We start from the raw sequence: 26,038 nt of genomic DNA, 5'->3' as shown, positions 1-26,038 counted from the left end.
AACACCCCACACCCAAAACCAAAAACAGTTCCAAGAGCAAAAAGGTGCCGGACTGGCAATCCTCAAATTACTGCTGCAAAAAATCACAACACATGGCACCTGCGCATCCGACGAGGAAAAACCACAAGCACCACAAACATGAATCAGTTCACGATCCACCAGAAACAATCATTGCCATCAAAGGTTCACAACAACTGCAACCGGCACACACCAACCACACCAAAACGATGCAGCACAGCGCACACGCAACCAACCCACAAACAAAAAATATACATTGGCACACTATCGAGTTCTCAAACAACACCAGCACACCACAACCAACCCCACAAACAAGGGCTAGCCGAAAGAAGCTGAAGGATTTTATTTCCGTCAACGATTGTTTTCCTGCCCGCCACACAAACCAGAAGCAAAAACCTTGCTCTCTAGCGGGGCGTTGTCGGTCTCGCTGACTCGATATAAGTTACACACACCCCACACACAACACAAACCCCCAGCACAACTTGGGTTTTTATGTCCCTTTAATTGCTCGTTTTGGGTTCATGCAGCCACCCAAATACGCCACCTGCAGCACTGCACCGACCAGCAACAGCAGTCCCGATACGATCAGGCAGTACACGACGTCACCGTCCGCGAAGCTTTCCGCTTCCGCCGCACGCGAAATGGGAATGGCCAGGAACATCGCCGGCAACAGCCCCATTTCGCTGCGACGCGTTTTCATGGCCGACCCCACCACCGAGCTTGCGAACGCACCCGCCGCCCCGGCCACCACCGCGGCCCAGCTCAAAGCCGAGAAAACACCAACTACGACCGCATAGAACAGCACCGAGACGACCGATGCAGCGAGCGATACTCCGAGCCAGCGCCGACGCGGCACCCCGTAGCTCGCGCCCACGTCCGGGCCGGCGATCCCCGTGCCGTGCATGCAATACACGCCGTACCAAACCAACAACGGCAAAGCCCCAATCCACACTCTGAGCGACTCGGAACCAATGAGGCTGGCCAGATAAAGCGTCACGCAATGCGCCGCCGCGATGCCCAAAGCCCAGAGCAGCTGTGGTTTCCACACCAGCTCCAAAAGGAAGCCTCGCGAGCCTACGCGCGACCGCACACGCTCACTCGCCTCGGGCACCTCGCCGGTGACGTAGCGCTGCCCCATGATCAGGCCCATCGCCACGGCTCCCAAGGCGCCCACAACTCCAATCCAATCAGGCCGCAGCAGCAACGCGACGGCCACGCCAACCACCACCGCCGGCACCACTGCCATCGCGGCAAGTCGTAGCCGCCGATCCCGCGGCATGCCGTAGGCCGCGTAGGCCGTCTCTTCCATCGAGAGCGCGCCGATCACAAAGAGGGTCACAATTGCAGGCCTCATCACCGCAGTAAGCTGGTGATTCGTAATCGCTGCGCCGAGGCCGAACATCACCGCCAGCGGCACCATCCACAGCAACCTAAAAAGCGAGGACGCGACGAACTGGTGGCGGAAGAATCCGAGCAGGGTCGTGTTCATCAGTACACCTCCAGGTAGTGCGCAATGAGGTCGTCGAAGTGGGCTGGGCGGGCGTGGCGCGGAGCGTCGTCGATAGGCAAAAGCTCGCCGCCGGCCACTGCGAAAGCGTCGGCGTCCTCAGGGACACACTGCTTAACGACGGTCCCCTCACGGCCCAGCACCACCGCCGAATCCAGCACCTTCGCCGCATCCTCGATGTGGTGGGTGGCCATGACGATGGTGCGGCCCGTGCCAGCCTGTGCGAGCAGGTGGCGGTAGAACACGTCAGTGTTGTGGGTGTCGAGGCCGACGTAGGGCTCGTCGAGAAGCAAAAGCCCCGTACCGGCGGACAGGCCGATAACGATGGAGATCATGGCGCGCTGGCCGCGGGAAAGCTTGCCGTAGCGGGTTTCCAATGCCTGATCCATGGCGAATTCGGCGGTCAGGGCATCCGCAAGCTGCTGGTCCCACGTGCGGTAGCGCAGGCGGGCACCTTTGATCACGTCCGCGCCGGACCACGTGCCCGGGTACGCGGTGTCGACGCCGGTGAGGCATGTGCGGTCCATGACGCTGCCATTGTCGAAGGGGCGCTCGCCAAACACCTCGACGGTGCCCGAGGTTGGCTTGAGCTGCCCGCCAATGATGCGCAGCAGTGTGGATTTGCCCACGCCGTTGCGGCCGAGCAGACCGTGGATGCCGGGCCCGAGGTCGAGATCGACGCCGGTGAGAACGTGCTTCTTCTTGAAAGAGCGGGTGAGGCCGCGAGTTGAGATGGTCACTGGGGCGGTCATTGGTACATGCCTCTGCTTTCTGCGACGCGGTCGATGAGGTCGTGGAGTTCGGAGCGGGTGTGGCCGAGGTGGAGGGCTTCGTCGATAAGCGGGGCGATGAACTGGCCCGCAAAAGCTTCTCGACGTTGCGCGAGGATGCGCTCGCGGGCATCAGCGGTGACGAACATGCCGAGGCCTCGGCGTTTTTCCAGCACGCCGGCGCTGACAAGCAGGCTCAGCCCCTTGCGCGCCGTGGCGGGATTGATCTCGTGGAACTCGGCGAGCGTGTTTTGGGACGGCGCCTGGTCGCCGGGTTTCAGCGAGCCGTCGACGATCAAGTCCTCTACGAAGCGGGCGATCTGCACGAACAACGGCTCGGCGTCTGGGTTCACTGCGACCCCCTCTCTCCAAAGTTACGGACGGTTAGTTACTCGAGTAACTAACTAGCTAACACGGTTCCAGGAGAGCTGGCAAGGCGGTTGCGCTCGGAACGTGGTGCAATCGGCCAAATTTCGGCAAAATGGGCGTATCTAGCTCCCTATAGGGGCCGGAAAACTCAAATTAGGAACATAAAGAAAACGGAATTTAGGAGCCATGCTTGAACGCACACTTGTGTTCGTCGACACGTCATACCTGCTCGCGAGCTTTTACAACTCGTGGGAAATCGGCGCCCGCGCACAGTTAGAAATTGATTTGCCGGAGGTTGTGGCGACCCTCGGCAAGATGATCACCAACCAACTCCATCAACCCATCCACCGGCAGTTCTGGTACGACGGCATCCCGGACTCCGGCCCACACCGCTACCAGCGCGCCCTGCGCACCTGCGACGGCGTGCAGCTGCGTACAGGCCAACTCATCGAATGGGGGGAACGTCGCACGCAGAAGGGGGTGGACACACGGCTCGTCGCCGACCTAGTGGTCAACGCGATGAACGAGAAGTTCAGCGACTTCGTGCTGGTCTCCGGCGACGCGGACATGATCCCCGGCGTGGAGGAAGTCACCGCCCACGGCGCACGAATGCACCTCTACGGCTTCGGCTGGGACTCCATGTCCTCGGCGCTGCGACACTCGTGCGACTCCACCACCATCCTCGACCCGCGCGAGGACTTCGCCGACGCCATGCAGCTGCAGGTGCTCGAAGGCCCGCTGCCGCCAACCATCAGGGAGCGCCCGCTTAACGACGCTGCCCCGATCGGCGAGGATGCCGGCCCCGCACCAGTGCCCGGGCTTGGGCCCGACCCGCTGCGCCCGGAGTCCGAGGAGGCAGCGGAGCAGGACACGCAGGCTGGGGAACTTGCGGGGGAAGCCACACCGGAAAGCGCGAAGAAGCCTTCGGCGGGGTCTACGCAGGAGCCTCTTGCCCCGGTTGCCCCAGTGCCGGGGCCCGCTCCGGCCACCCCGGCAGCGCCGAGCGCCCCGGTGACAGACGCGGCAGACGCGGCAGACACCGCACCTGCCGCACCGAAACCCGGCCCGAAACCCGCGCCGAAACCCTCCGACATCGTGGGAGCCCACCCCTCGGACCAGCGCACGCACCGCCCCGAGTCGCCGGAGCTCGACGAGCCATCCGAGGCGCAGGTGGAGGCAAACAACCAAGCCAACAAACCCGGCAACAAGCAGGTGGCGAGCGAGGACACGCCAAAGCCGGGCCCCAAGCCCGCGCCGAAACCGTCAATGATGGCGCCGCGCCGCAAGTTGCGCTCGCGCTACGTGCCGCTGCCGGAGGAGGTGTGGACCTCCGCGGGCTTCCAAACCCCGTACGACGTGGGCCAGCAGTACGCCACGTGGTGGTTTGAGAACGCGGCTTCCATGGAGCAGCGCGACAACGCGCATTTGCTTTCGGGCGGTGGGCTGCCGCCCGAGATCGATAGGCCGCTGCTGCAGTTCGCGTGCGAGACACTCCACGAGTACACGCTGACCGAGACGCAGCGCGTGAACCTGCGCGACGGGTTCCACTCCGGGATCCGCGGGGTGCTGATCAACATTCAGCGCGAATCCTAGGCGCGGGTTCCCCACCCACACGAAACCGGCGGGCTACCTGCAGCACATCCCCAAAGGGATGGATGCTGCGGGGGGCCCGCCGGAACTGTTTTAGGGTGCGACTAGCGCTCGTCGTCCCCTGCCGCACCCTCGACGTCCGCATCGTCGCCGTCAGGATCGTCGCCCACGTAGGCCGCGGCGTCTGCCAGGATGTCGTCCACGCTCGCGGCGGTGCCAGAGGTGGGGGTTTCGGCGGACGGGGTTTCTTCAGCCTGAGATGCAGAGCCGGCGCCCTCCGCGCCCTCCGCGCCCTCAGCGCCTGCCTCACCAGCCTCGAGCGCACCAGCGGCGCCGGCCTCGAGCTCATTGCCGCCGTTCATGGACGCGCGGATCTGGTCCAGGCGCGACGCGGCCGCGATGTCGGTCGTGCCCGCCTCGATCTCCGCCATGCGGTCACCCATGGAGTTCTCCGCGAGCTCCTGCGCGCCGAGGGCGTTGGCGTAGCGGCGCTCGATCTTGTCGCGCACGCCGTCGAGCGTGGGCGCGTTGTCGTTGGTGCCGATGGAGTTCATGGAGTCCATCGTCGCCGCGGTCTGCTCCTGCATCTTCGCCTGGTTCAGCTGGGACTCAAGCTGGGAGACCTGCGCCATCTGCTCCTTCAGGCGCGCCTCGGACTGCTGCTGCTTCGCCTGCGCCTCGCTCGCCGCCTGCTCGGCCGCGGTGTACGCCTGCTTCGTCTGCTCGAGCTCCTGCTCCACGCTGACCAGCTGCGTGGCGATGACCTCGGCGGTGGAGTTGAACTGCTGCGCCTTCTCAGCGTCGCCCGCGGCGGCGGCCTTGTCGGCGGCCTGCAGCGCGGTGCGCGCCTTGGTCTGCAGGTCCTCCTGCGACTTGATCAGGCGGTCCAGCTTCATTTGCAGCTGGTTACGGTTGCCGATAATCGCCGCGGCCTGCTGGGAGATCGCCTGGTGCTGCTCCTTCGCAGCGGCGATGGCCTGCTGGATCTGCACCTTCGGGTCTGCGTTTTGGTCGATCTTGGTGTCGAACGACTGCATGAGGTAGTTCCAGCCCTTGCTGAACGGATTCGCCATGGGTCAGGTCCTTTCTTTGGGGTCTTCGGGGATTCGTCGATAAGCAATTGCCCCAAGTGTATGAAAAAAGCGCCCCGGAGGGCGCTCGAGCGGGTCTAACTAGCCTTCGTTGGCGTTCTGCGCTTCGATCTGGCGCTTGACCTCTTCCATGTCCAGGCCCTTCACCTGGGTGATGAGATCCTCCAGCGCGGCAGGCGGCAGCGCACCCGCGTTGCGGAAGACGAGGATGCCGTCGCGGAACGCCATCAGCGTCGGAATCGCCTGGATCTCCAGCGCGGTAGCGACGCCCTGGTTCTCTTCGGTGTCCAGCTTGGCAAAGGTGACGTCCGTGTGCTTCTCGCTCGCGGCCTCGTACACCGGCGCGAACTGGCGGCACGGGCCGCACCAGCTCGCCCACGCATCGACGAAGACAATCCCGTCCTGGGCAACGGTCTGCTCAAACGTGTCCTCGGTTACATCAATAGTGCTCAATGTTTCGCTCCTTGAAGTTCGTAGATAAGGTGCTTATGCGTTACCCAACCCTAACAATTCTCGCAGTATTCCAAGGAGGCGCGAACCCGCCATGACGAAGACGTACCGGATCACTGGCCCTGCGGACCAGGTCGCCGTCGACTCGCTCGCCGATGAGCTTTCGCTTATCGACGGTGCGCACGAGGTGGACATCGACATCGAAGCCGGGCGTCTTACGGTGGTCGGGCACCAATTCGCCGACGCGGACGTGCAGAAGGCCGCGAAAAACGCGGGCTACCAAGTGGCGGATTAAGCGCTACCCTCGGTGGCGCAGATGTAGCCAACGAAGGAAAGAGGAACATGATGGAAAAGCGCATCTTCAACGTTGAGGGCATGACCTGCGGGCACTGCGAAATGAGCGTGAAGGAAGAGGTCGCTGAGATCGCCGGTGTGAACGACGTGAAGGCGGACCACGAAACCGGTGAGGTCACCGTGATCGGCGAGGGCTACACCGACGACCAGATCGCCGCCGCCGTGGAAGAGGCCGGCTACAAGCTGGCCTAAACCGGCCTAGCGTTCATACCCCCGGGGGGTATAGGGTGGGGAGCATGACTACTTCCACAACGCCCGCGGACGTACCCGCACTTGAACACATCGAGCTGGGCGTGACAGGCATGACCTGCGCGTCCTGCTCATCGCGCGTGCAGCGCAAACTGAACAAACTGGATGGGGTGGAGGCGAACGTCAACTTCTCCACCGAAACCGCCGTGGTGGACTACGACCCGGCGCAGCAGGACGCGGACTCGCTGATTGAGACGGTGCGGGCCGCAGGCTACGACGCGTTCGCCATGGGTGGATCGAACACAGACGCCGCCGGGGAGGCTGGTGATGCTGCGGAGGGGGCGGCCGGGGGAGCGTCGCAAAGCAATGTGCTCGACGACGCGCGCGAGAAGGAAGCCGAGCAGCTCAAGCGCACCGTGATCTGGGTGGCGGCGGTGTCGCTGCCCGTGACGTTGGTGTCCATGATCCCGGCGTGGCAGTTCCGGTTCTGGCAGTGGGCCGCCTTCGCCGCGACGACGCTGGTGTACTTCGCCGGCGGGCGCGTGTTCCACCGCGCGACGCTGCTCAACCTGCGCCACGGCGCGATGACCATGGACACGCTGATCACGCTCGGCACCACAGCCGCCTATTTGTGGTCGGTGTGGGCGCTGTTCTTCGGCGGCGCGGGCGAGCCCGGCATGGTGATGGAGATGTCGCTGCTGCCGTCGGGTGCCGGGCACCACGAGATTTACCTTGAATCCGTATGCGTGGTGATCACGTTCCTGCTGCTGGGGCGCTGGTTTGAGACGCGCGCGAAGGGGCAATCCTCCCAGGCGCTGCGCGACCTATTGGACATGGGGGCCAAAGACGCCGCCGTGATCCGCGCGGGCAAGGAAGTCCGCGTGCCGATCTCCCAGGTGGCCGTCGGCGACCGCTTCATCGTGCGCCCCGGCGAAAAGGTGGCCACGGACGGCGTGGTGGTTTCCGGCAGCTCCGCGGTGGACGAATCCATGCTCACCGGCGAATCGGTGCCCGTGGAAGTCACCGAAGGCTCGCGCGTGACCGGGGCGACCGTAAACACGTCCGGCCGCTTGGTGGTTGAGGCGACGCGCGTCGGCTCCGAAACCACGCTTGCGCAGATGGGGCAGCTGGTGAAAGACGCCCAGGCCGGCAAGGCGCCGGTGGAACGCCTGGTAGACCGCATCTCCCAGATCTTCGTGCCCACCGTGATCGGGATTGCGCTGGTGGCGCTAGCCGGGCACCTGATGGTTGGCCACTCGGTGGCGCACGCGTTCACCGCCGCCGTCGCCGTGCTCATCATCGCGTGCCCGTGCGCGCTCGGCCTCGCCACGCCCACCGCGATTCTGGTGGGCACGGGCCGCGGTGCCCAGACCGGGCTTTTGATCAAAGGCCCCGAGGTGCTCGAATCCACCCGCCAAGTGGACACGATCGTGATGGACAAAACCGGCACCGTGACCACCGGCGAGATGAGCGTCCAGGGCGTCACCGCTGCGCCGGGCTGGTCAGAGGACAATGTGTTGTCGCTGGCCGCCGGCGTTGAGGCCGGCTCGGAGCACCCGATCGCGCGAGCTGTGGTTGCGGCAGTTTCAACCGTCCCGGAGTCCGCGGACTTCCAGAACGAGGTGGGGCGCGGGGCATCAGCGCTTATCGACGGCTCCCGCGTCCGCGTCGGCCGCCCCACCGTGGATCTCGACACCTTGGCCAGCGATTTCGAAGCAGCCGAACGCTCCGGCGCGACCCCTGTGGCCGTGGAAGTCGAGCGCGGCTCTGGCCTCGAGCTGGCCGGGTTCGTCGCCGTGCGCGACACCGTGAAAGACGATTCCGCGCGTGCGGTCGCCGAGCTGGAGGCCCTGGGGCTCACCCCGCATCTGCTGACGGGCGACAACCAGGGCGCCGCCGAAGCCATCGCCGCAGAGGTGGGCATCGCACCAGCGAATGTGACCGCTGGTGTGCTTCCGGAAGACAAGGTTGAAGTGGTGAAGGCGCTGCAGGAGTCCGGGCACCGCGTGGCCATGGTGGGCGACGGCGTGAACGACGCCGCCGCGCTCGCTCAGGCCGACCTGGGTCTAGCGATGGGCGCCGGCACTGACGTGGCCATCGAAGCCTCCGACATCACCTTGATGCACAACTCGCTGCTCTCCGCCGCCGACGCGATCCGGTTGTCGCGCCGGACGCTGAAAACCATCAAGGGCAACCTCTTCTGGGCCTTCGCCTACAACGTGTTGCTGATCCCAGTGGCGGCGCTGGGCTTCTTGAACCCGATGCTCGCCGGCATCGCGATGGCGTTTAGCTCGGTGTTCGTGGTGTCGAACTCCCTGAGGTTGCGCGGGTTCCAGCCGCTCGAGGCGTAGCCGGTGGCTCGGGGGGCGGGCATAGGACGTCGGGGTGAAAAGAACTCGCCACTTCAATCCGATGGGCGAGTACGCTTTCCCCGCATGACAGCCCCCTCACAGGTGCCGGCACAGCCCGCGCCACAACTTTCCAGAACCGAGCGACTCGACCGTCTCCCGGTGACCAGCAAACACAAACGTCTGTTGGTGGGATCCGGCATCGGGTGGGCACTAGACGCGATGGATATCGGCCTGGTGTCTTTCATCATCGCCGCGCTCGCCGTCCACTGGGAGCTGGATAAGACCACCACGTCGTGGATTGCGTCGGTGGGTTTTATCGGGATGGCGGTCGGGGCGTCGCTAGGCGGCCTGCTCGCCGATAAGATCGGCCGGCGCCAAGTGTTCGCCGCGACGCTACTGATTTACGGCCTTGCCACCGGCGCATCGGCGCTGGCGTGGTCGGTGGGCTCTCTGATGGTGTTCCGCTTCCTGGTGGGCCTCGGTTTGGGCGCGGAGCTGCCCGTGGCGTCCACGCTGGTCAGCGAGTTTTCTCCCCGGAAGTCGCGCGGGCGCATGGTGGTGCTGCTCGAGGCGTTCTGGGCGGTGGGCTGGATCATGGCCGCCGTCATCGGCACGTTCGTGGTGTCGCAGGGTGAGAACGGCTGGCGCTGGGGCTTCGCGTTCGGCGCCGTGCCTGCGCTGTACGCGATCTACGTGCGCATGGGGCTGCCCGAATCGGTTCGGTTCCTAGAGTCGAAGGGCCGCCACGCGGAGGCTGAGCAGATCGTGCGCGAGTTCGAGGCGGCAGCCGACCCGGCCGACTACGACACCACCGAAGCACCGCAGGAGAAACCGGTGCAGGGCGGGATCTGGGGCCCCGACCTGTGGCGGCGCACCCTGGCGTTCTGGACGGTGTGGTTTTGCGTATCGCTTTCCTACTACGGCGCGTTCACGTGGATCCCGTCCCTGCTGGTGGACCAGGGGTTCTCCCTGGTGCGCTCGTTTAGCTTCACCCTGATCATCACGATCGCGCAGCTGCCCGGGTATTTCGCCGCCGCGTGGCTCATTGAAATCTGGGGCCGCCGCATCACACTGTCGGTCTTCCTCGCGGGCTCGGCGGTATCGGCACTGCTGTACGGGCTAGCCAGCGCGGAGTGGCAGATTATCGCCGCGGGCTGCCTGCTCAGCTTCTTCAACTTGGGGGCGTGGGGTGCGCTGTACGCCATCGGGCCGGAGCTCTACCCCACCGCTATCCGCGGCACCGGCACCGGGGCGGGCGCCTCCTTCGGACGCATCGGCTCTATCCTTGCGCCGCTGGTGGTGCCGCCAGTGATGGCCTTCGGCGGGCCGATCGCGGTGTTCAGCGTGTTCGCGGCGTCGTTCGCCGTGGCCTGCATAGCCGCGTTCACCCTGCCGGAGCAAAAAGGCGTCGCGCTGCGTTAGAGGGGGCTAGGTGCCCCGGGGCGCCCCGGGGGCTCAGCGGCTCAGCGGCTGAGTGGCTTACTTGGCGCCGAAGAGCTTAGCCAGCTTGCGACGGAACCCTTTCAGGCCCGTGTCCGTCGCCTGCTCAAGCTGGTTGATGTCGCGCGGGAGGTTCATCAGCATCGTCGATTCACCCGTGCGGGCGACGGTGATGGACGGGTCAAGTTTCGCCACAGTGGCCGCACAGGCCGCGGGAGCGTTGATGGATCGAACGGTCATGGTGCCTCCTTCGGGACGTCGATAAGCGCGATGCTATACCGCCGTCACCTGCGTTGTCACCGTTGGAAAGCCAAGCCTTACGTAGGTAATCCTACCCGTGGGCCATGTTGACGAAGCGGGAGTAGTGCAGCTGGTGCGCCACCGGAATGGTGTCGATCGGCCCGCCGCGGTGCTTCGCCACGATGATGTCCGCCTCGCCCGCGCGCTCGTCGTCGCGGTCCTGCGAGTCCGGGCGGTACAGGAGGAACACCATGTCGGCGTCCTGCTCCAGCGAGCCCGATTCACGCAAGTCTGCGAGCTGCGGGCGCTTGTCCGTGCGGGACTCCGGACCACGGTTGAGCTGCGAAATAGCGATCACGGGCACCTCGAGCTCTTTCGCCAAAAGCTTGAGGTGTCGGGAGAACTCCGAGACCTCCTGCTGGCGGGACTCGACGCGCTTGCCCGAGCTCATCAGCTGCAGGTAGTCCACCACCACGAGGTCCAGGCCGTGCTGCTGCTTCAGGCGGCGGGCCTTGGAACGGATTTCCATCATGGTGAGGTTCGGGGAATCGTCGATAAACAGCGGCGCATCCTGGATCTCCGTGAGGCGGGTGGTGAGCTTTTCCCAGTCCCGCTCCTCCATCTGGCCCGAGCGCATCGCCGAGAGCTTGATCTCCGTCTCCGCTGAGAGCATGCGCATGATGATCTCGGACGCGCTCATCTCCAACGAGAAGATTACCGAGGTCTTGCCCTGGTGAATCGAGCACGAACGCATGAAGTCGAGCGCCAGCGTCGACTTACCCACACCGGGGCGAGCCGCGATGATGATCATCTGCCCGGCGTGCAGGCCGTTGGTCAGCTTGTCCAGATCGATGAATCCGGTCGGCACCCCCTGCTCGAGCGCGCCACCGGAGGCGATCATCGTCAACTCGTCGATGGTGGGCTTGAGCAGGTCCGACAGCGGGCGGTAATCCTCGCCCGCCTGGTTTTTCGAGATGGCGAAGATCTTCTGCTGCGCGTGGTCCACCAACGCGTCGATCTCCATGCCCTCCTCGCCGTCGTAGCCCAGCTGCACCACCTCGGTGCCCGCGTTGACCAGCTGGCGCAGGAGGGACTTCTCCTCCACGATCTCCGCGTAGTAGCGCGCGTTCGCCGCCGTAGGCACCTCAGAAATCAGCGTGTGCAGGTACGGCGCGCCGCCGACGCGCTCGAGGGCGTTGAGGCGGTCGAGGCGGCCGGAAACGATGAGCACGTCGATCGAGCTGCCCTGCGCGAACAAGTCCAGAACCGCTTGGTAGATGAGCTGGTGCGCCGGGAAGTAGAAATCCTCGGGCCTCAAACCCTCCGCAACATCCAGGATGACGTCCGGGTTCAGCAACATCGCGCCGAGCACCGAGCGCTCCGCGCGCTCGTCGTGCGGCGGCTGCCGGTACTCCTCGAGGTCACTGCGGCCCCGGTTGTAGTTCGAGTACTTGCCGCCGCCGGAGCGGTTGCCGCCGTAACGCGTGGAGCCGCCGCCGTTCGACTCGAAGTCGCTGAAATCCCCGAAGTCGCCGTAGTCCGCAGCCGGCTCCGGCGGCGGAACATAATCCTCGAAGCTGTCCCCGAAACTTGCGCTCGCACCATCGTTCGCGCTCATGTGCTCCCCTTTCGCTACTGCCATGACTGTACCCCGTCGCGCAAGCCCCTCCGGAAGTTATCCACAGGGGCTGTGCACAAACCTGCGTTGTGTGAGGAGGTTTTCCACACCCTGCGGTGAGAACTTGTGGAAAACGTGTGGAATGCCACTGAGACACGCCAGTACAAACCTCACTTCCCGCAGTTCAGCGGGTATTTATTTACTTTTCGAGTATCCATAAACGGCGGGGGATAACTTCCCAACCTGCACGTTTGACACGGCCAGTTTTTACCTTCTCGTAACCATTTCCTGCCCTACGCAGGGATTCTTATCCCACACTTATCCACACCGGGTCCACACTACGGTGGAGACTTTCGCAAGCTTCACGACGAAGCCGCGAACGCAAGTGGCAACACCTCGACGCCGTATCGCTGCGCGATGTCCGCCGCCGCGACGGTAACCGACCAACCCGTGTCCACCTCGCCTGCAAGCAACAGCACCGGCCCGGCTGCGACATCCAGCGCCGAGTAGTCGTAATACCGGTCCAGCGCGCCGACGCGGAATGCTGAGTTGCGTGCCTGGATCTCGTGCGCGCCAGCATGCACCACGCCGCCGAAAGACATCCGTCCCACGGCCGCAAGCGCCTCCGCGGTCGCGGCGACCATTTCGGTGCGCGCAGGATCGTGTGTCCCCAGCGCCACCACGGTGGCAGGGCGGGTGTCCCAGTCCCAGTCGGCGAGCACCGCCACGAACCGACGCATCCACTGGTCCTCGCGCCAGTTCGCCGCAGGGCGATAGGCGTTGTCACGCAGCAGGGAGGTCAGTGCGGGACCGCGGGCGACGTCGTTAAGCCTGCCCAGCGCTTTACCCGGCAGCACCCCTTTGATCTTGCCACGGCGGGCCGAGCCGGTGGGCCACATCTTGCGTTGGCCCAGAGGCACGCCGGGGGCTTTGAGGCGGGCGTCGATGCGCTCCGCAAGCGCGGAGTCAACGTCGTGGGGCAGGTGGTTGCCCGTGCAGTTGTCGCAACGCCCGCAGCGCTCCTCCGTGCCCAAAGTCGGGTCGTCCAGCTCGCGGCGCAGAAACGCCATGCGGCAGCCGTCGGTGGATTCGTAGGCGAGCATCAAGTCCTGCTCCCGCTGGCGCGCCTCGGCGAGGCCGCCGTAACGCTCGTGGTCGTAAGTCCAACTCGCGCCCGTGGACACCCAGCCGCCCTTGACCCGCTGCACCGCCCCGTCGACGTCGAGCACCTTGAGCGCTTGGTCGATGCGGGTGCGCGACAGATCGACGGCGTTCTCCAGCTTCGGGGTGGAAACCGGCTCGTCCCCAAGCGCCGCAAGCAAGTCGCGCACCACCGGCTCGGCCGGCATGGACACGGAGGCGAAGTACTCCCACACCCGCTCATCCTCCGGGCCAGGCAGCAGCACCACCTCAGCGTGATCCGTCGCACGCCCGGCGCGCCCGATCTGCTGGTAATAGCTCACCGGGGACGAAGGCGCGCCAAGGTGCACCACGAAGCCAAGGTCGGGTTTATCGAAGCCCATGCCGAGCGCAGACGTGGCCACCAGCGCTTTGAGCTCATTGTTTATCAGCGCGCCCTCCAGCCGCTCGCGCTCCTCCGCCTCCGTGCGCCCGGTGTAAGCGGCGACGTTCCACCCGGCGGTCTCCAGTGCCTCCGCCAGGTCGTGGGCGGCGGCGACAGTGAGGCAATAGATGATGCCGGAGCCCTCCACCCGCGACAGGTATTGTGCGATCCACGCTGCGCGCTTCGTAGGGTCTTCCAACTGCACCACGTTGAGCGAAAGGGATTCGCGGTCCAACCCTCCGCGCAGCACCCCAGTATCGCCGCCGAGCTGCGCGACCACGTCGTTTACCACGCGGTCGTTGGCGGTTGCGGTAGTGGCGAGGACAGGAGTGGCGGGCGGCAGCTCGTCGATAAGCACTGCGATCCTGCGGTAATCCGGGCGGAAGTCATGCCCCCAGTCGGAGATGCAGTGCGCCTCGTCCACAACGAGCATGCCCACGTCTGCGGTGAGCTGCGGCAACACCTCGCTGCGGAAGTCCGGCGCGTTGAGGCGCTCCGGACTGATAAGCAGCACGTCGAGGGCACCGACGTCGATCTGGTCCCACTCCGTGACGTTTGCCGAGTTGATCGTGGCGGCGCGGATCCCGGCGCGGGCTGCGGCCTCCACCTGGTTGCGCATCAACGCGAGCAGCGGCGAAACGATGATCGACGGACCGCTACCCGCCTCACGCAGCAATTTCGCCGCGATGAAATACACCGCGGACTTCCCCCAGCCGGTGCGCTGCACCACCAGCATGCGCTTGCGTTGGTTCACTAAAGCGTCGATGGCCGACCATTGATCGCTTCGCAGCTGGGCGCCTTCACCCGCAATCCCTTTGAGCAGTTCGTCCGCGTGTTGGCGCGTCGCGGTTGTGTTCGATAATTCGTTCATGGCGCACACCCTATAACACGGGTACGACACGCCCTTCCGGAACCGGTACCATGGCAGTACCATAGACCCATGGCTCTCAACTTACGGCTCAACGAAGAAGAAGACCGCATGCTCAATGAGCTGGCAAAAGCGACGGGGTTCTCGAAGAATCAGACCGTAACTCGCCTCATCCGGGAAGCGTGGGATCGCGAAGAAGCTCGGCGCATCGCACACGCGGAGCTCGACCGTATCTACGCTCAGCGCACCCAGCTGATGGAACGATTGAAGGACGCATGAGCGATCCTCGAACCTTACTCAAAGTTGAGGTCATCGCCGAGTGGCTCGAGCGCGAAGGCTTCCACATTCGGGATATGGGCTTGCTGGCTGCGGCGTTAGAGCGCCCCTGGCTCCGTTTCGATGGGACCGAACTCTACCCCGACCCTTGGCACAAGGCCGCCGCGCTCTTGCACAGCATCCAAAGCAGCCACCCGCTTTACGACGGCAACAAGCGCGCCGGGGTCCTTTTGACCAGCTTGTTGCTCGCGGCGCATGGTGTCGACGACGCTGCAATCAGCGATGACGAGTTCTTCGACCTCGTATGCGACATCGCCGCAACGCACCCGAGCGTGGAGTCCATCGCCCGCAAATTAGAGCTTTTGACCAGCTAAAACTCGCCCTCCGCCCATTCGGCCATGTATTCCGCGACGCCGTGCGGGTCAGCCAGGAAGTCCCGCATTGCCCGGAACGCCATCGTCTCCTCCACCGCACGCGGGGTGATGCCGTGGTCGTCGACCTCTAGCAGTTCGGCCCCGGGTACTGCGGTGAGGATCGGCGAGTGGGTCACCATTACCACCTGCGCACCGGCTTCCCCGAGTGCGTGTAGCTGCGCGAGCAACGCCATTTGCGCCACCGCTGACAGGCCCGACTCCGGCTCGTCTAACAGGTACAGCGCATCCGGGATGAGACGGGATGTCAGCTCAAGCACACTTTCGCCGTGCGAGCGTCCGCCGAAGTAGTTCGTGCGCGTGAGCGCCTCCGCCCGCAGGAAATACCCGGCCTTTGCTCGCGGCCCGGTCTGCAGCGTCAGCGCGCCGTAGAGCACATCCGAGGCACTTGGCTTATCGACGCCCCACGTCCCCCCTTCCACATCAAACCCCCAAGCCCGCGCCATGCCTTCGAGCAGCGTGGATTTGCCCACCCCGTTGCCGCCGGTAAGCACGGTCACGGGGCGCTCAAACGTCAGCCCGTACGCGGCGACGTGGGAAACTGCGGGGGTGCGCGACGCCCAGTCCGGAGCCAAGGCGGCGTCGACGTGAACGCCTTCGATAAACAACGCCTTGGCTGTCATGGCGCCACCAGGAACTCGGCGGTACCCAGCGGGTCGCGGATGAACTCTTTGGTGGCGGTGACGGGGGCAGTCTGCGCAAACTCAACCGCCTCAAGCGACGGCACCTCGTAGATCCGCGCGCCCGGCATAGCGAGCAACACCGGCGAATGCGTCGCCATCACCACCTGCGCCCCGCGGCGGGCAAGGGCCGTGAGCCGGCCGAGCAGTTCGAGTTGGGATAGCACCGAAAGGCCGTCCTCGGGCTCGTCCAGAATAATCAGCGTGCCCGGCCCGAAGCGCGTGCGCACGAGGTGCAAAATGCCCTGCCCGTGGCTGCGCTTCGGGATGTCCGCAAGGGGGTCCTCCTCCGGCGGAGCCAGGCCTGCGTGATATTCCCCGAGGTCAAGGAAGGTTTCCCCGCGCAGGAAGTACACGTCAGCCGGGTTTTTCCGGCGGGTGAGCGTAAGCGAGGCGTGCAGCGACGAGTGGTCCGCGGCTGCGAAGCGCGCGTGGCGCGAACCTCCGGCCGCATTCGCCCCGGCGGCGACGGCCACCGCCTCCACAAGCGTGGACTTGCCGCTGCCGTTGTCGCCGGTCAGCGCAGTCACTTGCGCGAGTTTGAGCGGGGCGGAGCTTAGCTTATCGACGACAGCCAGCCCGGCCGCATACCCTTTCACCGGCGCCGTAACGCTCACCTTCGTGACGAACATCGAGACTCTCCCCTACCGCAGGCCCGCCGGCAACGGTAGCGCCGCATCCGCCACCGACAGCACGCCGTAGCCGCCGCGCGAGTGCACACCCACGATGTACGCCCGCCGATCCGGGCCCAAGGTGTACACCGGCGAACCCGAGTCGCCGACGGCTGAAAGCATGAGCGCCCAGATCTCGCCGGAGTCGGCATTCACCCTGATCACCGGGCCGCATGTGCGGCCAGTGGTGCCCCCGTCCTTGCACACGATCTGGCCTATGCGCAGCGCGCTGACCGGCAGGCGGCCTGCGATGGCGCGATTCGGGTGAAGCGTTCGCGTGACCTGTGTGAGCGGGGTGTTTCCGCCCAGAAAGGGCACGCTGTAGTTACCGCCGCGCGCCGCACCTGCGTCCTGCACGTGGCCGTCGAGACGGAACCAAGCGACGTCGGTGAAGTTGTTCGCACCGCGCCCGCCGACGAACTGCACGCCGGACCCGCGCAGGTCGGAGGCGATTGGCGTGGCGTTATCCGCAGCGTACACACCCACCGGACGTGCCCCGCCAATCGGCGACAAACAGTGCCCGGCCGTGATCCCCCACAGCGCGCCGTCTTTGCGCGCCACCGAGTTCAGCGTGCACGCATACGCGTCGCCGTTGCTGAAACGGACGACGATCTGGTCGCCGGAATACACCGCGAGCGCGGATGCTTTCGGGGCAGCGGCCACAGCACCGCCAAGCGCTACCGCCAACGCAAGAAGCAACGGGAGCACGAGGCTACGCACAGCGAGGGCAGGGTTTCGGAACATGGCTGCAGAGTCTACCCCGCCCCTAGACGCGCCTAACTCCGATTCTTCGTCACACCTCGAAACACCAGGTAACCACCGGCAATCCAGCTGGCCACCGCGGTCATGTACGAGATCGTGCCCCAAGCCGTAGCTACCGCAATGAAGCCAGCCACAAACAGGACCAGCCCCATCACGATGTCCTGGTTGCCCGTGGTGTTGTTGTTCATGCCCACAGTGTGCCAGACGCAGTGTGTAAGACGCACGTGAAAAACGGCCGCGGGCCCTGCTCCTCACAAGCAGGACCCGCGGCCGAAATGCTGTTGTCGTTGGACTGCGCTGGCTTCAAGTGGCCAGGCAATCGTCGTCAAGCAAATGCGAGCTTACGCTCAAGCACTTACGCGGAGACGACCTCGAAGTTCACCTTGCCCTCCACATCATCGTGGAGCGCAACCTTAACCTGGTAACCGCCGGTCTTGGTGACCAGACCACGCGGAACATTGATGCGGCGCTTATCCAGCGACGGGCCGCCTGCAGCTTTGACTGCATCAGCGATATCCGCCGGGCGGACCGCACCGTACAGCTTGCCCTCGTCCGAGGTGCGCACAGCAACCTTGACGCCCTTGAGCTGGTCGAGCTGGTCACGCAGCTCCTTCGCGTGATCCAGGTCGCGGACCTGACGGTCAGCCTGAGCACGCTTGATGTCTTCGATCTGCTTCTCTGCGCCGCGAGTAGCCGGGATAGCCAGGCCCCGCGGGAGCAGGAAGTTACGTCCGTAGCCGTCCTTGACCTCGACGACCTCTCCAGGTTCGCCAAGCTTGTCAACGGCAGCGGTGAGGATCAGCCTCATAATCCTAACCTTCCTTAAATTGCCTTCTAGTGAAAAATGCTGGTGGGGTTGTCGTTTTAGAACGGAGGCTCATCATCCATCCCGCCGAAACCACCGGCGGGAGGAGCGGAATTCCACGGATCATTCGCCGGCTGCTGAGCCTGCTGGCCCTGCTGCGACTGGCCTTGGCCCTGACCTTGGCTCTGGCCCTGGGCGCCGAAACCACCCTGGTTCTGGAAGCCCTGGTTTTGGTTCTGGCCCTGGCCGCCGCCGAAGCCGCCCTGGTTCTGGTAGCCCTGGTTGCCGCCGCCCTGGCCGTAACCGCCCTCACGCGGGTTACGGTTCACAGACGCGGTGGCGTAGCGCAGGGACGGGCCGACCTCGTCGACCTCCACCTCGAACACAGTGCGGTTCTCGCCGTCTTTCGTCTGGTAAGAACGCTGACGCAGCTTGCCGGTCACTACGACGCGCATCCCCTTCGTCAGGGACTCCGCGACGTTCTCGGCCATCTGGCGCCAGCAGTTACAGGTAAGGAACAGGGCTTCGCCGTCCTCGAACTGGTTCGTCTCCCGGTTAAACGAGCGCGGGGTGGATGCGATACGGAAGTTCGCAACCGCCGCGCCACTGGGGATGAAACGCAGCTCCGGATCAGCAACCAGGTTGCCAACCACGGTAATCGGGGTGTCGCCTTGAGCCATGTCCTTGCACCTTCCTGCCAGAAATGCTGGTGATCGTGTGGGTTCCGAGCCTACCGGTTCTTACTTATCGGTACGCAGAACCTTGGTACGCAGAACGTTCTCGTTCAGGTTCATCACGCGGTCGAGCTCCTTAACCGTGTCAGCCTCGCAGTCAAGGTTCACAACGGCGTAGATGCCCTCTTCCTTCTTGTTGATCGGGTACGCAAGGCGCTGCTTGCCCCACACATCAACGTTTTCCACCTTGCCGTTTTCCTTACGGACAATCTCAAGGAACTTGTCCAGGGACGGGGCAACGGTGCGCTCATCCTGCTGCGGATCGAGGATGATCATTACTTCGTAGTGACGCACGGACCTCATCACCTCCTATGGTCTTGGTATCTTTCGGCCATCACCCTTGTGGTGGTGGCAGGAGGGTCGCTTACGTCAAGCAACCTGAACAGCTTAGCGCACGGTTTCCGCAGCTCAAAACCTGGGCTTCTGGGGTGGGCCGGGTAATTGACTGGTGGCGTGGGTCTTGGGGGTCGGCTTGTTGGATTACGGGCGGTGGGCCCGATCCCGAAAACTCGCACATTTCTGGCCCGTATCCACGGTTCGTGTATCGCGACCGGCTCCCTCACCGACACATGAAGTCTTTTGGCTGGCTCGCACGGCCCATCCATGCCCGGCACGCCCAACCCGAGGACACAAAAGCGGCCGCCACGTGCGAGTGCGTGACAGCCGCGAAGCGAAGAAGGTTCTAGTTCGTGGGAGCGGTGCCCGGGTCGAGGGTCTCCACCGTGTCGGTGCCCATCGTGTCGTCGACGGGCTGCTCGGTGTCGGCGTAGGTGGTCTCCTGCGGGTTCGTCTCCACCTCGGAGGCGACCTCGGAGGCCACGGATTCGTCCGCACCCGTCTGGTCGTCCACGGTTTCTGCGGTGTCGTTGCAGGCGGTCAGGCCAGCGATGGCCAGGGTTGCGGTTGCGGCGGTTGCGATGGCTTTCTTCGTAAACATGCGCCCCACTGTACCGATGTCGCTCGAGATGTCACGTGGGGTTCGGCACGGCCACGAACAGCGCGAGCGAGACGGGTATGAGCGTCATGAACAGAAACGCCGTCACGCCCAGGCCGATGGCCAGGCGTTTCTTGCCGCGCATCGTGGCGAAGAACGCGCCGGAAAACAGCGCGAAGGCGATCACGATGGAGATGATGCCAGCGACTGTTCCGGCAGTCATCGGGCGCCTTCGAGCACGTGCTTATCGACGCCGTCCGGTTGGTGGGCGGAGCCGTCGATAAGCAGCTGCTCCTTCCACTGCGCCGGAGTGGACAGCAGCGGGTCGTGGCCGTTGTGCGCGGCGCGGACCTTGTCCTCGCGCTTGCCGAACATCTGCTGGATCACCAGCACCATGATGGCGATGATGAACGCGTCGCGGCCAAGCACGAAAATGTCCAGGAACCAGCCCGGCACGCCCATGTTGTCCGCGCCGAGCATGTGCCACATCAATACCGGCCACACCATCATGTCCACCACCATCCAGCTCAGCAGAAGGCGCCAGTACGGCAGCGCGAGCACTGCCGGGACGACGAACCAGATGGAGTACTGGGGGCTCCACACCTTGTTGAAGATGAGGAAGAAGCCGAGGATAAGCACCACCAGCTCCGCGATGCGCGGGGTGCGCGGCGCTTTAAGCCCCATGACGAGCACGGCGAGGCAGCCGAGTGCGAACAGGACGAACGTCACGGTGTTGAGAATCACCGGGGCGCCCTCGCCCGTGTCGAAGCCGGTCCAGCCGAACTCGCGGGAGAGCACCGCGTAGATGGTGGTCCATTCCCAGCCGCGTTCGGTGTTGAGGCGGTTGAACTCCGCCCAGGCGTCCGGGTTGCGCAGGTAGACCGGCAGGTTCACGGCGACCCAGGTGACGGCGGCGGCGCCGGCCATCTTGAAGAAGGGCACGAGTTTGCGCTCGCGGACACCCACCGTCAGGTAGGCGCCGAGAAGGAACAGCGGCCACATCTTGAAGGCGGTGCCCAGGCCGATGAGCACACCTGCGAGCCACCACTTGCGGTTGCGGGCGGCCAGCATCGCGGCGACCGCGAAGAAGATGGACGGGATGTCCCAGTTGGTAAACGCGTGGACGATAAGCAGCGGAGACGCCGCGACGAGCAGCGTGTCCCAGATGCGGTTTCCTGCCAGTTCCGCCACCATGCGGATGGTCATCACCCATAGGATGGACATGAGCAGCGCGGTGACGTAGAAGTACCAGCCAGCTTCGGGCAGCACGCTGTCCACCAAGAAGTAGGTGCCGCGCGAGATCCAGGCGGAAAGCTGCTGGAACAACCCGGCAAGCACCGGGTACTCCATGTAGCGGGTGATGCCGTCTTCCACCCAGGAGTAGTCGTACACGAATCCCGGCTGGTCGAGCCCGCGGGCCCCGTAGAGTGGGATGATGTCGTTGTAGCAGGCGGCCGTGAACTGGCGGTTGCCGTCCCAGTTGAGCTGGATGATTCCATTGTCGTCGGCTCGGCCACCGGCGCAGTGCGCCTTCTGCAGCAGGCCGAAGGACAGGAAGACGTAGGCGACAGCGAGCAGGGCGCGCAAAGGTGTCCAGAACCGCGCGCGGCCGATTTGTGCGTAGCGGCCCATCGGCCCGCCGAGCATGCCCACCCAGCCCTTCGCAGCGGGCTCGGTTCTACCGGGCTGCACCCGGTCGGCGGGGTCTGGCCAGGTGATTTCCGCGGTGGCTGTGTTTGTCGTTTCAGTCATGATGCCTTACTGGAATGCGTCCTGGACTTGGCCGATTACGTCGTTCACCGCGTCGCGGATGCCCGGCGGCGGCGCGGGGGCTGGCAGCGGAGCCGGGGCCGGCGCGGGGGCAGGAGCCGGAGCTGGGGCCGGAGCGGGCGCAGGTGCCGGTGCCGGTTCCGGTGCGGGTGCCGCGGAGCTGGGTGCTTCCGCCGGCGTGTCCGCCGTACCCTGCCAGCCATTGTTGTACCCGGAGGTGCCGGCACCGGAGTAGTAGCCGCCCAGGTTAGTGCCGCCGGAATACGGGGTCACACCCCAGCTCACCGGGGTAGCCACCGGGAAGGCCTCGAACTCCTGGCCCTCAAGCTCAGTATCCAGAATCTCCTTCCAGATCTTCGCCGGGGTGTTGGAGCCCCACATGTTGCCACCGTACTCGTTGAAAATTGGCGACGTGTTGTCCGCGGTGCCCACCCACACGGCCACAGCGAGCTGCGGGGTGGAGCCGACCATCCAGGCGTCCTTATTCATGCCGGTGTCACCCATCTGCGCGGTGCCAGTCTTTGCTGCCGACGGGCGCCCGCCCGCCAACGTGGCGTTGGAATAACCCACCACGCCCTGCATCGCCTCGATGACGTTGTCCGCCACCTGCTCGGAGACGCGGCGCTCGGCGTACTCCGGGTCGTTTTCGTAGAGCACCTCACCGTTTGCGTCCACCACGCGCTCCACGAAGTGGGTCGGGTGCATCAGGCCGCGGTTGGTCAGGGTAGAAACCGCCGTTGCCATATCCAGGACGCGGGACTGGTACTGGCCCAGCACGATGCCCTCGTAAGGCTGGCCGCCGTTCTCGCGCAGCGTGACCGGGATACCCGGGATAGAGCGCGCGACGCCGAGCGCGTGCGCCATATCCGCCGTGTCCTGCGTGGTGTTGTCCAAATCGTCCTGGATGCGCACGGGTCGCCTCGGCCATAGACAGCATTCCGCCGCCACCGCCGTCCCAGTTGGTCACCACCTGGCCGCCGGGCAAGGTAACCGGCGAGGAGTCGAACGTAGCGCTCAGCGGAATGCCCTGCTGCAGCGCCGCGGCGAGGCCGAAGATCTTAAACGTCGAGCCGGTCTGCAGGCCCGCGTTCGCGTAGTCCCAGCCGCTCGCGTCGTCGCCGCCGTAGTAGGCGCGCACCGCGCCGGTGCTCGGCTCAATGGCCACCACGCCGGTACGTGCGTCCTCCTGCAGGTACTCCAAGCGCTCGTTGGCAATGCGCTCGACGTTCGCCTGGCTGGCCGCGTCCACTGTGGTGGTGATCTGCAGGCCACGGTTGGTCAGGTCGTCCTCCGTGATGCCCTTCTCTCCCAGCTCCGCGATGACCTGGTTCTTAATCAGGCCGTTCGGGCCGGTTGCCTCGGTGTATGCGGAGTACGTCGACGGGTCGCGGGTCTCCGGGTACTGCAGCCCGCCGCGCTGCTCAGGCGCCAAGGCACCCATTTCCACCATGCCGTCCATGACGTAGTTCCAGCGGTCCTTCGCACCCTCCGGGTTCGTCCACGGGTCGAGCTCGCTCGGCAGCTGGATGGATGCGGCGAGGACAGCACCCTCCTCGAGCGTGAGCTCGGTGGACGGCTTGCCGAAGTAGGCGTGCGCGGCAGCCTCAACACCATACGCGTTGCGGCCGAAGTACACCGTGTTCAAGTAGGCGCGGAGGATCTCTTCCTTGTCCCACTGGTTGGTCATCTTCACCGAGTAGACGAGCTCTTTCGCCTTACGCTGGTACGAGTGCTCGTTGCCCACCAGGGCGTTCTTCACGTACTGCTGCGTAATCGTGGAGCCGCCGCCGGCGCCGGGGTTGCCGGTGATCTGGCCGATCGCGGCACGCGCGAAGCCGGTCGGCGAGAAGCCCGGGTTCTCCCAGAAGTCGCGGTCCTCCGCGGCGAGTACGGCGTTTTGCACGTGCTCCGGCACCGCCTCGAGCGCAATCTGCTCACGGTTACCTTCCGGCGGCACAATGCGCGCGAGCTCAGTTTCCCCGTCGCTGAAGTAGATGTTGGAAATCTGCGCGGTCTCAATATCGTTCGGATCCGGCACCTCAGCCTGCGAGTAGGCCCAGGCGAACCAACCGAGCGGAATCGCGGCGAGCAGCGCCAGGAACAGCAGGATCGCGAGAACCCACTGCCACACGCGGTTGCGCTTCTTTTTCTTCACCTTGGTGCTGCCGCCGGCGGCCTTCTTGTCGCCGTCGGGGTCCGAGTCGGTGTCCGCGGCCGCATCCACGTCGGCGACGTCGGCAACCTCGGCCGCGTCGGCAACCTCGGCCGCGTCGTCCTCGACGACCTCGACTTTCTCCACTCGCTCGGCACGCTTGCCGTCGCTTTTTGCGCGGGTCTTTTTCACCTTCTCAACCCGCTCGACACGCCCGTCGCCGGCGCCCTTTTTCTTGTCTGCCACGCGTTTCCCTGCACATTTCCGCCCTGCTGCCCCGCAAGAGTGGGCGGCGCGGGCGTTATTGACCTACTCAATTGCTATCGGACACACTACCCGCCCACCCGACATTCACATACCAGCAATCGCAGCTGGCGCCTCACTCGCCCGCGACGGCCGTGAATTCCTTCAGCAGATGGTTCCATTTGCAGTGTTGACAGACCTCAACCACGTGCACCGTGATCGGCCCAACTTCTTCGACCATCCGTTCGATCTCGTCGTCGCTGCGCGCGGTACCAGTCCGTCGCCCGAGCTTCTCGCTGTACACCCATTTCACGTCGCGCATCGCCTCCCCGCACACAGGGCAATTGCTTATCGACGCGTCCCCGTGGTGCTCGGCGGCCGCCCTTAAGAGAAAGTCGGCGTCGCAGAGCTCGTCGATAAGCACATGCCCCTGCCGAAACGCGCGCAACGTGTTGCGCCTGCGCCACTCGTGCGAGACCTCATGTACGTATCTGACCATCGCGGAACATTCTAGTGTCGGAGACAGTGGTAATGTTTCGCGGCAGAAACTTGGTCACCAAATTGGTTGCCGCGGAAAGGACCAACACACTATGGCTGAGCAGCATATTAGGCCCGATGCCATGCGCATCGCCAGCGCAATTCGGCCCGCGATGACAAGCCTGTACGTCTCATACTTCCGCCACGCGCAACACTCGGATCTGAGTGGGCCACAGCTGTCCGTGCTCAGCCGGCTCGCCCTGCGCGGCCCCATGCGTATCAGCCAGCTCGCAGACGAAGAAGGCGTGCGCCTGCCCACCGCGTCGAACACCGTCAACCAGCTGGAGAAACGTGACCTGGTGCACCGCGTTCGCTCGCAGGACGACAGGCGCGGCGTATGCGTCGAGCTGACCGATTTCGGGCGCGAGGAACTCGAGCGCGTCGGCGCGGAACGCACCCGCTACCTCGCGGAAATGCTGGACTCGCTGGACAACGAGTCGCTGCACAAACTCGAGGGGTTCGCAGACGTGATGGACAAACTCGCCGCCGCCTACGTGGAGGGCGAGACTCCCTAGCGGGTTTTCGCCCATTGCGGGCGGGCGCATATGATGACACGCAAAGCATCGCATGCTTATCGACGTGTACGTGGACCCCGAGTGCCTCCAGGGAGGGCAGGACTTGAGCAGCCAAGCCGCCGAAGCACAGCCAGCCGACCCGGCCAGTGTGACAAGCTTCGTCCGCCTGCCCAGCGAGGATGAACCCGTACGCGCTGTAGTTGGTTGGGACGCCACGAACACTGAAGCCGTGGAGTTCGCCGCCTGGCTCGGCCACTCGTTACCGATGAGCGTGCAGGTGATGTCCACCACCTCCGCCCCGTGGACGAAACCCATCCGAAACAGCGGAAAGAATCGCAAGAAGCGACTCAAGGCGGCCAACGAGGCTTTCCACACCCGCGTGGTGCGGGCGCTGAAAGAGCACCTGCCGCGCACGCAGTGGGCCGACCAGCCAGCAAAACTCGTGGACGCGAAAGATGCCGTCGGCGCGCTGCACACCACCGCGAACGAATTCGACGCAGACCTTATCCTCTTGGGCTCTCGCGCGAAGGCACCGAAGGGGCGCTTCCGCCCCACCACTGTTGCCGACGAACTCATGCGCTCCTCCCCCGTCCCCCTCGGCCTGGCACCTCGCGGCGTGAAACTGTCGAAGAAGGGTCCGACCCGCGTCACCTACGCCATCGTCGAATCGGAGTTCACCGACCCGGCCGACCCGACGTTCCCCGGCCTCGACTTCGCCACCGCCCTGGCCTGCCACATCGGGGTGCCGCTGCGCATCATCGCCTTCTCCCCCACCGCGTACACCGAGCAGCCGACCGGGTGGAACGAGGCGACGCTCGGCATGCTCGACCGCGCGCGCGACCGCGCCTGGCTGGTCGCAGAAGCCCTCACCCCGGACCGCCTGGACCACTTCGACGTGCAGTCCTCCGTGGCGGCTGCGAAAAGCTGGAAGCGCGCCATCGACTCGGTGAAGTGGAAGAAGGGCGACTTGATGTGCCTCGGCTCCCAGCCCACTGGCCAGCTGCGCAGCGTGTTCGTCGGCTCGCGCGAGTGCGAGTTCATACGGTTCGCCTCCGTGCCCGTGGTCATCTGCCCGCGCCGCGACGACCACGAGGGGTAGGTTGGCCAAC

At 64.8% G+C, this 26,038-nt stretch carries 28 protein-coding genes and 1 pseudogene; 9 read left to right on the top strand and 20 right to left on the bottom strand.

The genetic code is table 11. The features are described from left to right. Nucleotides 1-508: 508 nt before the first annotated feature. Genes HWX32_RS00370 through HWX32_RS00360 form a run of 3 tightly spaced genes read right to left on the bottom strand, consistent with a single transcriptional unit; the run spans nucleotide 509 to nucleotide 2,648 of the window. Nucleotides 509-1,507, bottom strand: coding sequence for a hypothetical protein (locus HWX32_RS00370; protein WP_175934294.1), 999 nt, complete (start codon nucleotides 1,505-1,507; stop codon nucleotides 509-511). Beyond that, nucleotides 1,507-2,277 (bottom strand): ATP-binding cassette domain-containing protein, encoded by a 771-nt coding sequence (locus tag HWX32_RS00365; protein WP_217702877.1) that lies wholly within the window; start codon nucleotides 2,275-2,277, stop codon nucleotides 1,507-1,509. The genes HWX32_RS00370 and HWX32_RS00365 overlap by 1 nt, the downstream gene beginning before the upstream one ends. After that, a complete protein-coding gene (locus tag HWX32_RS00360; protein WP_175934292.1) occupies nucleotides 2,274-2,648 on the bottom strand; it encodes a GntR family transcriptional regulator in 375 nt (124 codons plus the stop codon). The genes HWX32_RS00365 and HWX32_RS00360 overlap by 4 nt, the downstream gene beginning before the upstream one ends. A gap of 202 nt (nucleotides 2,649-2,850) precedes the next feature. On the opposite strand from HWX32_RS00360, the gene HWX32_RS00355 reads away from it, so the two are divergent. Then, nucleotides 2,851-4,257, top strand: coding sequence for an NYN domain-containing protein (locus HWX32_RS00355; RefSeq protein ID WP_175934291.1), 1,407 nt, complete (start codon nucleotides 2,851-2,853; stop codon nucleotides 4,255-4,257). A gap of 101 nt (nucleotides 4,258-4,358) precedes the next feature. On the opposite strand, the gene HWX32_RS00350 is transcribed toward HWX32_RS00355, so the two are convergent. After that, on the bottom strand, nucleotides 4,359-5,327 hold the full coding sequence (locus HWX32_RS00350; RefSeq protein WP_175934290.1) for a PspA/IM30 family protein: 969 nt from the start codon (nucleotides 5,325-5,327) through the stop codon (nucleotides 4,359-4,361). A gap of 99 nt (nucleotides 5,328-5,426) precedes the next feature. Further along, nucleotides 5,427-5,798, bottom strand: coding sequence for a thioredoxin (trxA, locus tag HWX32_RS00345; protein ID WP_175934289.1), 372 nt, complete (start codon nucleotides 5,796-5,798; stop codon nucleotides 5,427-5,429). Nucleotides 5,799-5,889: 91 nt separating this feature from the next. On the opposite strand from trxA, the gene HWX32_RS00340 reads away from it, so the two are divergent. The 4 genes from HWX32_RS00340 to HWX32_RS00325 all read left to right on the top strand — a co-directional run bounded on the left by HWX32_RS00340 (nucleotide 5,890) and on the right by HWX32_RS00325 (nucleotide 10,111). Further along, nucleotides 5,890-6,090, top strand: a complete 201-nt coding sequence (locus tag HWX32_RS00340; RefSeq protein ID WP_175934288.1) for a heavy-metal-associated domain-containing protein — start codon at nucleotides 5,890-5,892, stop codon at nucleotides 6,088-6,090. A gap of 50 nt (nucleotides 6,091-6,140) precedes the next feature. Beyond that, nucleotides 6,141-6,341, top strand: a complete 201-nt coding sequence (locus HWX32_RS00335) for a heavy-metal-associated domain-containing protein (RefSeq protein ID WP_075468604.1) — start codon at nucleotides 6,141-6,143, stop codon at nucleotides 6,339-6,341. Nucleotides 6,342-6,385: 44 nt separating this feature from the next. After that, nucleotides 6,386-8,689 (top strand): cation-translocating P-type ATPase, encoded by a 2,304-nt coding sequence (locus HWX32_RS00330; RefSeq protein WP_175934287.1) that lies wholly within the window; start codon nucleotides 6,386-6,388, stop codon nucleotides 8,687-8,689. 84 nt (nucleotides 8,690-8,773) lie between these two features. Continuing rightward, entirely contained in the window at nucleotides 8,774-10,111 is a 1,338-nt protein-coding gene (locus tag HWX32_RS00325; RefSeq protein ID WP_075468609.1) for an MFS transporter, read from the top strand. A gap of 57 nt (nucleotides 10,112-10,168) precedes the next feature. On the opposite strand, the gene HWX32_RS00320 is transcribed toward HWX32_RS00325, so the two are convergent. The 3 genes from HWX32_RS00320 to HWX32_RS00310 form a co-directional block, all read right to left on the bottom strand. Then, nucleotides 10,169-10,369 carry a hypothetical protein gene (locus tag HWX32_RS00320; protein ID WP_175934286.1) on the bottom strand — a complete coding sequence of 67 codons (201 nt, stop codon included), beginning with the start codon at nucleotides 10,367-10,369 and terminating at the stop codon, nucleotides 10,169-10,171. A 91-nt stretch (nucleotides 10,370-10,460) separates the two neighbouring features. Continuing rightward, on the bottom strand, nucleotides 10,461-11,987 hold the full coding sequence (dnaB, locus tag HWX32_RS00315; RefSeq protein WP_175934285.1) for a replicative DNA helicase: 1,527 nt from the start codon (nucleotides 11,985-11,987) through the stop codon (nucleotides 10,461-10,463). A 362-nt stretch (nucleotides 11,988-12,349) separates the two neighbouring features. After that, complete coding sequence (locus tag HWX32_RS00310) at nucleotides 12,350-14,422, bottom strand: ATP-dependent DNA helicase RecQ (RefSeq protein WP_175934284.1); 2,073 nt, start codon at nucleotides 14,420-14,422, stop codon at nucleotides 12,350-12,352. A 69-nt stretch (nucleotides 14,423-14,491) separates the two neighbouring features. Here HWX32_RS00310 and HWX32_RS00305 point away from each other — a divergent pair, with 69 nt between their 5' ends. Next, entirely contained in the window at nucleotides 14,492-14,698 is a 207-nt protein-coding gene (locus HWX32_RS00305) for a hypothetical protein (RefSeq protein WP_075468617.1), read from the top strand. Next, the gene (locus HWX32_RS00300) at nucleotides 14,695-15,069 is read left to right on the top strand and encodes a type II toxin-antitoxin system death-on-curing family toxin (RefSeq protein WP_175934283.1); all 375 of its coding nucleotides are present in this window, start codon (nucleotides 14,695-14,697) and stop codon (nucleotides 15,067-15,069) included. The genes HWX32_RS00305 and HWX32_RS00300 overlap by 4 nt, the downstream gene beginning before the upstream one ends. Here HWX32_RS00300 and HWX32_RS00295 read toward each other — a convergent pair. The 12 genes and pseudogenes from HWX32_RS00295 to HWX32_RS00240 form a co-directional block, all read right to left on the bottom strand. Next, the gene (locus HWX32_RS00295) at nucleotides 15,066-15,749 is read right to left on the bottom strand and encodes an AAA family ATPase (RefSeq protein WP_175934282.1); all 684 of its coding nucleotides are present in this window, start codon (nucleotides 15,747-15,749) and stop codon (nucleotides 15,066-15,068) included. The genes HWX32_RS00300 and HWX32_RS00295 overlap by 4 nt on opposite strands. Then, nucleotides 15,746-16,438: an AAA family ATPase gene (locus tag HWX32_RS00290; RefSeq protein WP_175934281.1), complete on the bottom strand. Its 693-nt coding sequence runs from the start codon at nucleotides 16,436-16,438 to the stop codon at nucleotides 15,746-15,748. Before HWX32_RS00290 ends, HWX32_RS00295 begins: the two co-directional genes overlap by 4 nt. A 12-nt stretch (nucleotides 16,439-16,450) precedes the next feature. Then, nucleotides 16,451-17,221, bottom strand: a complete 771-nt coding sequence (locus HWX32_RS00285) for a hypothetical protein (protein ID WP_175934280.1) — start codon at nucleotides 17,219-17,221, stop codon at nucleotides 16,451-16,453. Nucleotides 17,222-17,253: 32 nt separating this feature from the next. Beyond that, complete coding sequence (locus HWX32_RS00280) at nucleotides 17,254-17,427, bottom strand: hypothetical protein (protein ID WP_165603581.1); 174 nt, start codon at nucleotides 17,425-17,427, stop codon at nucleotides 17,254-17,256. Nucleotides 17,428-17,594: 167 nt separating this feature from the next. After that, complete coding sequence (rplI, locus tag HWX32_RS00275; RefSeq protein WP_075468624.1) at nucleotides 17,595-18,047, bottom strand: 50S ribosomal protein L9; 453 nt, start codon at nucleotides 18,045-18,047, stop codon at nucleotides 17,595-17,597. A 56-nt stretch (nucleotides 18,048-18,103) separates the two neighbouring features. After that, on the bottom strand, nucleotides 18,104-18,724 hold the full coding sequence (locus tag HWX32_RS00270) for a single-stranded DNA-binding protein (RefSeq protein WP_175934279.1): 621 nt from the start codon (nucleotides 18,722-18,724) through the stop codon (nucleotides 18,104-18,106). Between the two features lie 60 nt (nucleotides 18,725-18,784). Beyond that, entirely contained in the window at nucleotides 18,785-19,081 is a 297-nt protein-coding gene (gene rpsF / locus HWX32_RS00265) for a 30S ribosomal protein S6 (protein WP_075468629.1), read from the bottom strand. 379 nt (nucleotides 19,082-19,460) lie between these two features. Further along, nucleotides 19,461-19,715 (bottom strand): hypothetical protein, encoded by a 255-nt coding sequence (locus HWX32_RS00260; protein WP_075468631.1) that lies wholly within the window; start codon nucleotides 19,713-19,715, stop codon nucleotides 19,461-19,463. Nucleotides 19,716-19,746: 31 nt separating this feature from the next. Beyond that, nucleotides 19,747-19,935 carry a hypothetical protein gene (locus HWX32_RS00255; RefSeq protein ID WP_075468633.1) on the bottom strand — a complete coding sequence of 63 codons (189 nt, stop codon included), beginning with the start codon at nucleotides 19,933-19,935 and terminating at the stop codon, nucleotides 19,747-19,749. Continuing rightward, complete coding sequence (locus tag HWX32_RS00250; RefSeq protein ID WP_175934278.1) at nucleotides 19,932-21,464, bottom strand: glycosyltransferase family 87 protein; 1,533 nt, start codon at nucleotides 21,462-21,464, stop codon at nucleotides 19,932-19,934. Before HWX32_RS00250 ends, HWX32_RS00255 begins: the two co-directional genes overlap by 4 nt. A gap of 6 nt (nucleotides 21,465-21,470) precedes the next feature. After that, a pseudogene (locus HWX32_RS00245) lies at nucleotides 21,471-23,580 on the bottom strand (transglycosylase domain-containing protein). A 433-nt stretch (nucleotides 23,581-24,013) separates the two neighbouring features. Further along, nucleotides 24,014-24,376, bottom strand: a complete 363-nt coding sequence (locus HWX32_RS00240; RefSeq protein ID WP_175934277.1) for a DUF5318 family protein — start codon at nucleotides 24,374-24,376, stop codon at nucleotides 24,014-24,016. Nucleotides 24,377-24,467: 91 nt separating this feature from the next. Between HWX32_RS00240 and HWX32_RS00235 the strand changes: the two genes are divergently transcribed. Together HWX32_RS00235 and HWX32_RS00230 are read left to right on the top strand one after the other, a co-directional pair. Beyond that, nucleotides 24,468-24,929 carry a MarR family winged helix-turn-helix transcriptional regulator gene (locus HWX32_RS00235; protein ID WP_075468637.1) on the top strand — a complete coding sequence of 154 codons (462 nt, stop codon included), beginning with the start codon at nucleotides 24,468-24,470 and terminating at the stop codon, nucleotides 24,927-24,929. A gap of 52 nt (nucleotides 24,930-24,981) precedes the next feature. Beyond that, on the top strand, nucleotides 24,982-26,028 hold the full coding sequence (locus HWX32_RS00230; RefSeq protein ID WP_121509078.1) for a universal stress protein: 1,047 nt from the start codon (nucleotides 24,982-24,984) through the stop codon (nucleotides 26,026-26,028). Nucleotides 26,029-26,038: the final 10 nt, after the last annotated feature.

The organism is Corynebacterium sp. Marseille-P4321 (assembly GCF_903645305.1).
Lineage (GTDB): Bacteria > Actinomycetota > Actinomycetes > Mycobacteriales > Mycobacteriaceae > Corynebacterium.
The sequence above is the reverse complement of the archived record's forward strand: the minus strand, read 5'-3'. Positions and strand labels throughout refer to the sequence as shown.

What these genes read in the sequence shown, in the direction of transcription:
- HWX32_RS00295 (WP_175934282.1), bottom strand. Translation starts at nt 15,749, where the DNA reads ATGACAGCCAAGGCGTTGTTTATCGAAGGCGTTCACGTCGACGCCGCC.
- HWX32_RS00240 (WP_175934277.1), bottom strand. Translation starts at nt 24,376, where the DNA reads ATGGTCAGATACGTACATGAGGTCTCGCACGAGTGGCGCAGGCGCAAC.
- rpsF (WP_075468629.1), bottom strand. Translation starts at nt 19,081, where the DNA reads ATGAGGTCCGTGCGTCACTACGAAGTAATGATCATCCTCGATCCGCAG.
- HWX32_RS00320 (WP_175934286.1), bottom strand. Translation starts at nt 10,369, where the DNA reads ATGACCGTTCGATCCATCAACGCTCCCGCGGCCTGTGCGGCCACTGTG.
- HWX32_RS00290 (WP_175934281.1), bottom strand. Translation starts at nt 16,438, where the DNA reads ATGTTCGTCACGAAGGTGAGCGTTACGGCGCCGGTGAAAGGGTATGCG.
- HWX32_RS00270 (WP_175934279.1), bottom strand. Translation starts at nt 18,724, where the DNA reads ATGGCTCAAGGCGACACCCCGATTACCGTGGTTGGCAACCTGGTTGCT.
- rplI (WP_075468624.1), bottom strand. Translation starts at nt 18,047, where the DNA reads ATGAGGCTGATCCTCACCGCTGCCGTTGACAAGCTTGGCGAACCTGGA.
- HWX32_RS00235 (WP_075468637.1), top strand. Translation starts at nt 24,468, where the DNA reads ATGGCTGAGCAGCATATTAGGCCCGATGCCATGCGCATCGCCAGCGCA.
- HWX32_RS00355 (WP_175934291.1), top strand. Translation starts at nt 2,851, where the DNA reads ATGCTTGAACGCACACTTGTGTTCGTCGACACGTCATACCTGCTCGCG.
- HWX32_RS00370 (WP_175934294.1), bottom strand. Translation starts at nt 1,507, where the DNA reads ATGAACACGACCCTGCTCGGATTCTTCCGCCACCAGTTCGTCGCGTCC.
- HWX32_RS00310 (WP_175934284.1), bottom strand. Translation starts at nt 14,422, where the DNA reads ATGAACGAATTATCGAACACAACCGCGACGCGCCAACACGCGGACGAA.
- HWX32_RS00365 (WP_217702877.1), bottom strand. Translation starts at nt 2,277, where the DNA reads ATGACCGCCCCAGTGACCATCTCAACTCGCGGCCTCACCCGCTCTTTC.
- HWX32_RS00230 (WP_121509078.1), top strand. Translation starts at nt 24,982, where the DNA reads ATGCTTATCGACGTGTACGTGGACCCCGAGTGCCTCCAGGGAGGGCAG.
- HWX32_RS00280 (WP_165603581.1), bottom strand. Translation starts at nt 17,427, where the DNA reads ATGAACAACAACACCACGGGCAACCAGGACATCGTGATGGGGCTGGTC.
- HWX32_RS00255 (WP_075468633.1), bottom strand. Translation starts at nt 19,935, where the DNA reads ATGACTGCCGGAACAGTCGCTGGCATCATCTCCATCGTGATCGCCTTC.
- HWX32_RS00330 (WP_175934287.1), top strand. Translation starts at nt 6,386, where the DNA reads ATGACTACTTCCACAACGCCCGCGGACGTACCCGCACTTGAACACATC.
- HWX32_RS00260 (WP_075468631.1), bottom strand. Translation starts at nt 19,715, where the DNA reads ATGTTTACGAAGAAAGCCATCGCAACCGCCGCAACCGCAACCCTGGCC.
- HWX32_RS00340 (WP_175934288.1), top strand. Translation starts at nt 5,890, where the DNA reads ATGACGAAGACGTACCGGATCACTGGCCCTGCGGACCAGGTCGCCGTC.
- HWX32_RS00350 (WP_175934290.1), bottom strand. Translation starts at nt 5,327, where the DNA reads ATGGCGAATCCGTTCAGCAAGGGCTGGAACTACCTCATGCAGTCGTTC.
- HWX32_RS00335 (WP_075468604.1), top strand. Translation starts at nt 6,141, where the DNA reads ATGGAAAAGCGCATCTTCAACGTTGAGGGCATGACCTGCGGGCACTGC.
- HWX32_RS00305 (WP_075468617.1), top strand. Translation starts at nt 14,492, where the DNA reads ATGGCTCTCAACTTACGGCTCAACGAAGAAGAAGACCGCATGCTCAAT.
- HWX32_RS00285 (WP_175934280.1), bottom strand. Translation starts at nt 17,221, where the DNA reads ATGTTCCGAAACCCTGCCCTCGCTGTGCGTAGCCTCGTGCTCCCGTTG.
- dnaB (WP_175934285.1), bottom strand. Translation starts at nt 11,987, where the DNA reads ATGAGCGCGAACGATGGTGCGAGCGCAAGTTTCGGGGACAGCTTCGAG.
- HWX32_RS00300 (WP_175934283.1), top strand. Translation starts at nt 14,695, where the DNA reads ATGAGCGATCCTCGAACCTTACTCAAAGTTGAGGTCATCGCCGAGTGG.
- HWX32_RS00325 (WP_075468609.1), top strand. Translation starts at nt 8,774, where the DNA reads ATGACAGCCCCCTCACAGGTGCCGGCACAGCCCGCGCCACAACTTTCC.
- HWX32_RS00250 (WP_175934278.1), bottom strand. Translation starts at nt 21,464, where the DNA reads ATGACTGAAACGACAAACACAGCCACCGCGGAAATCACCTGGCCAGAC.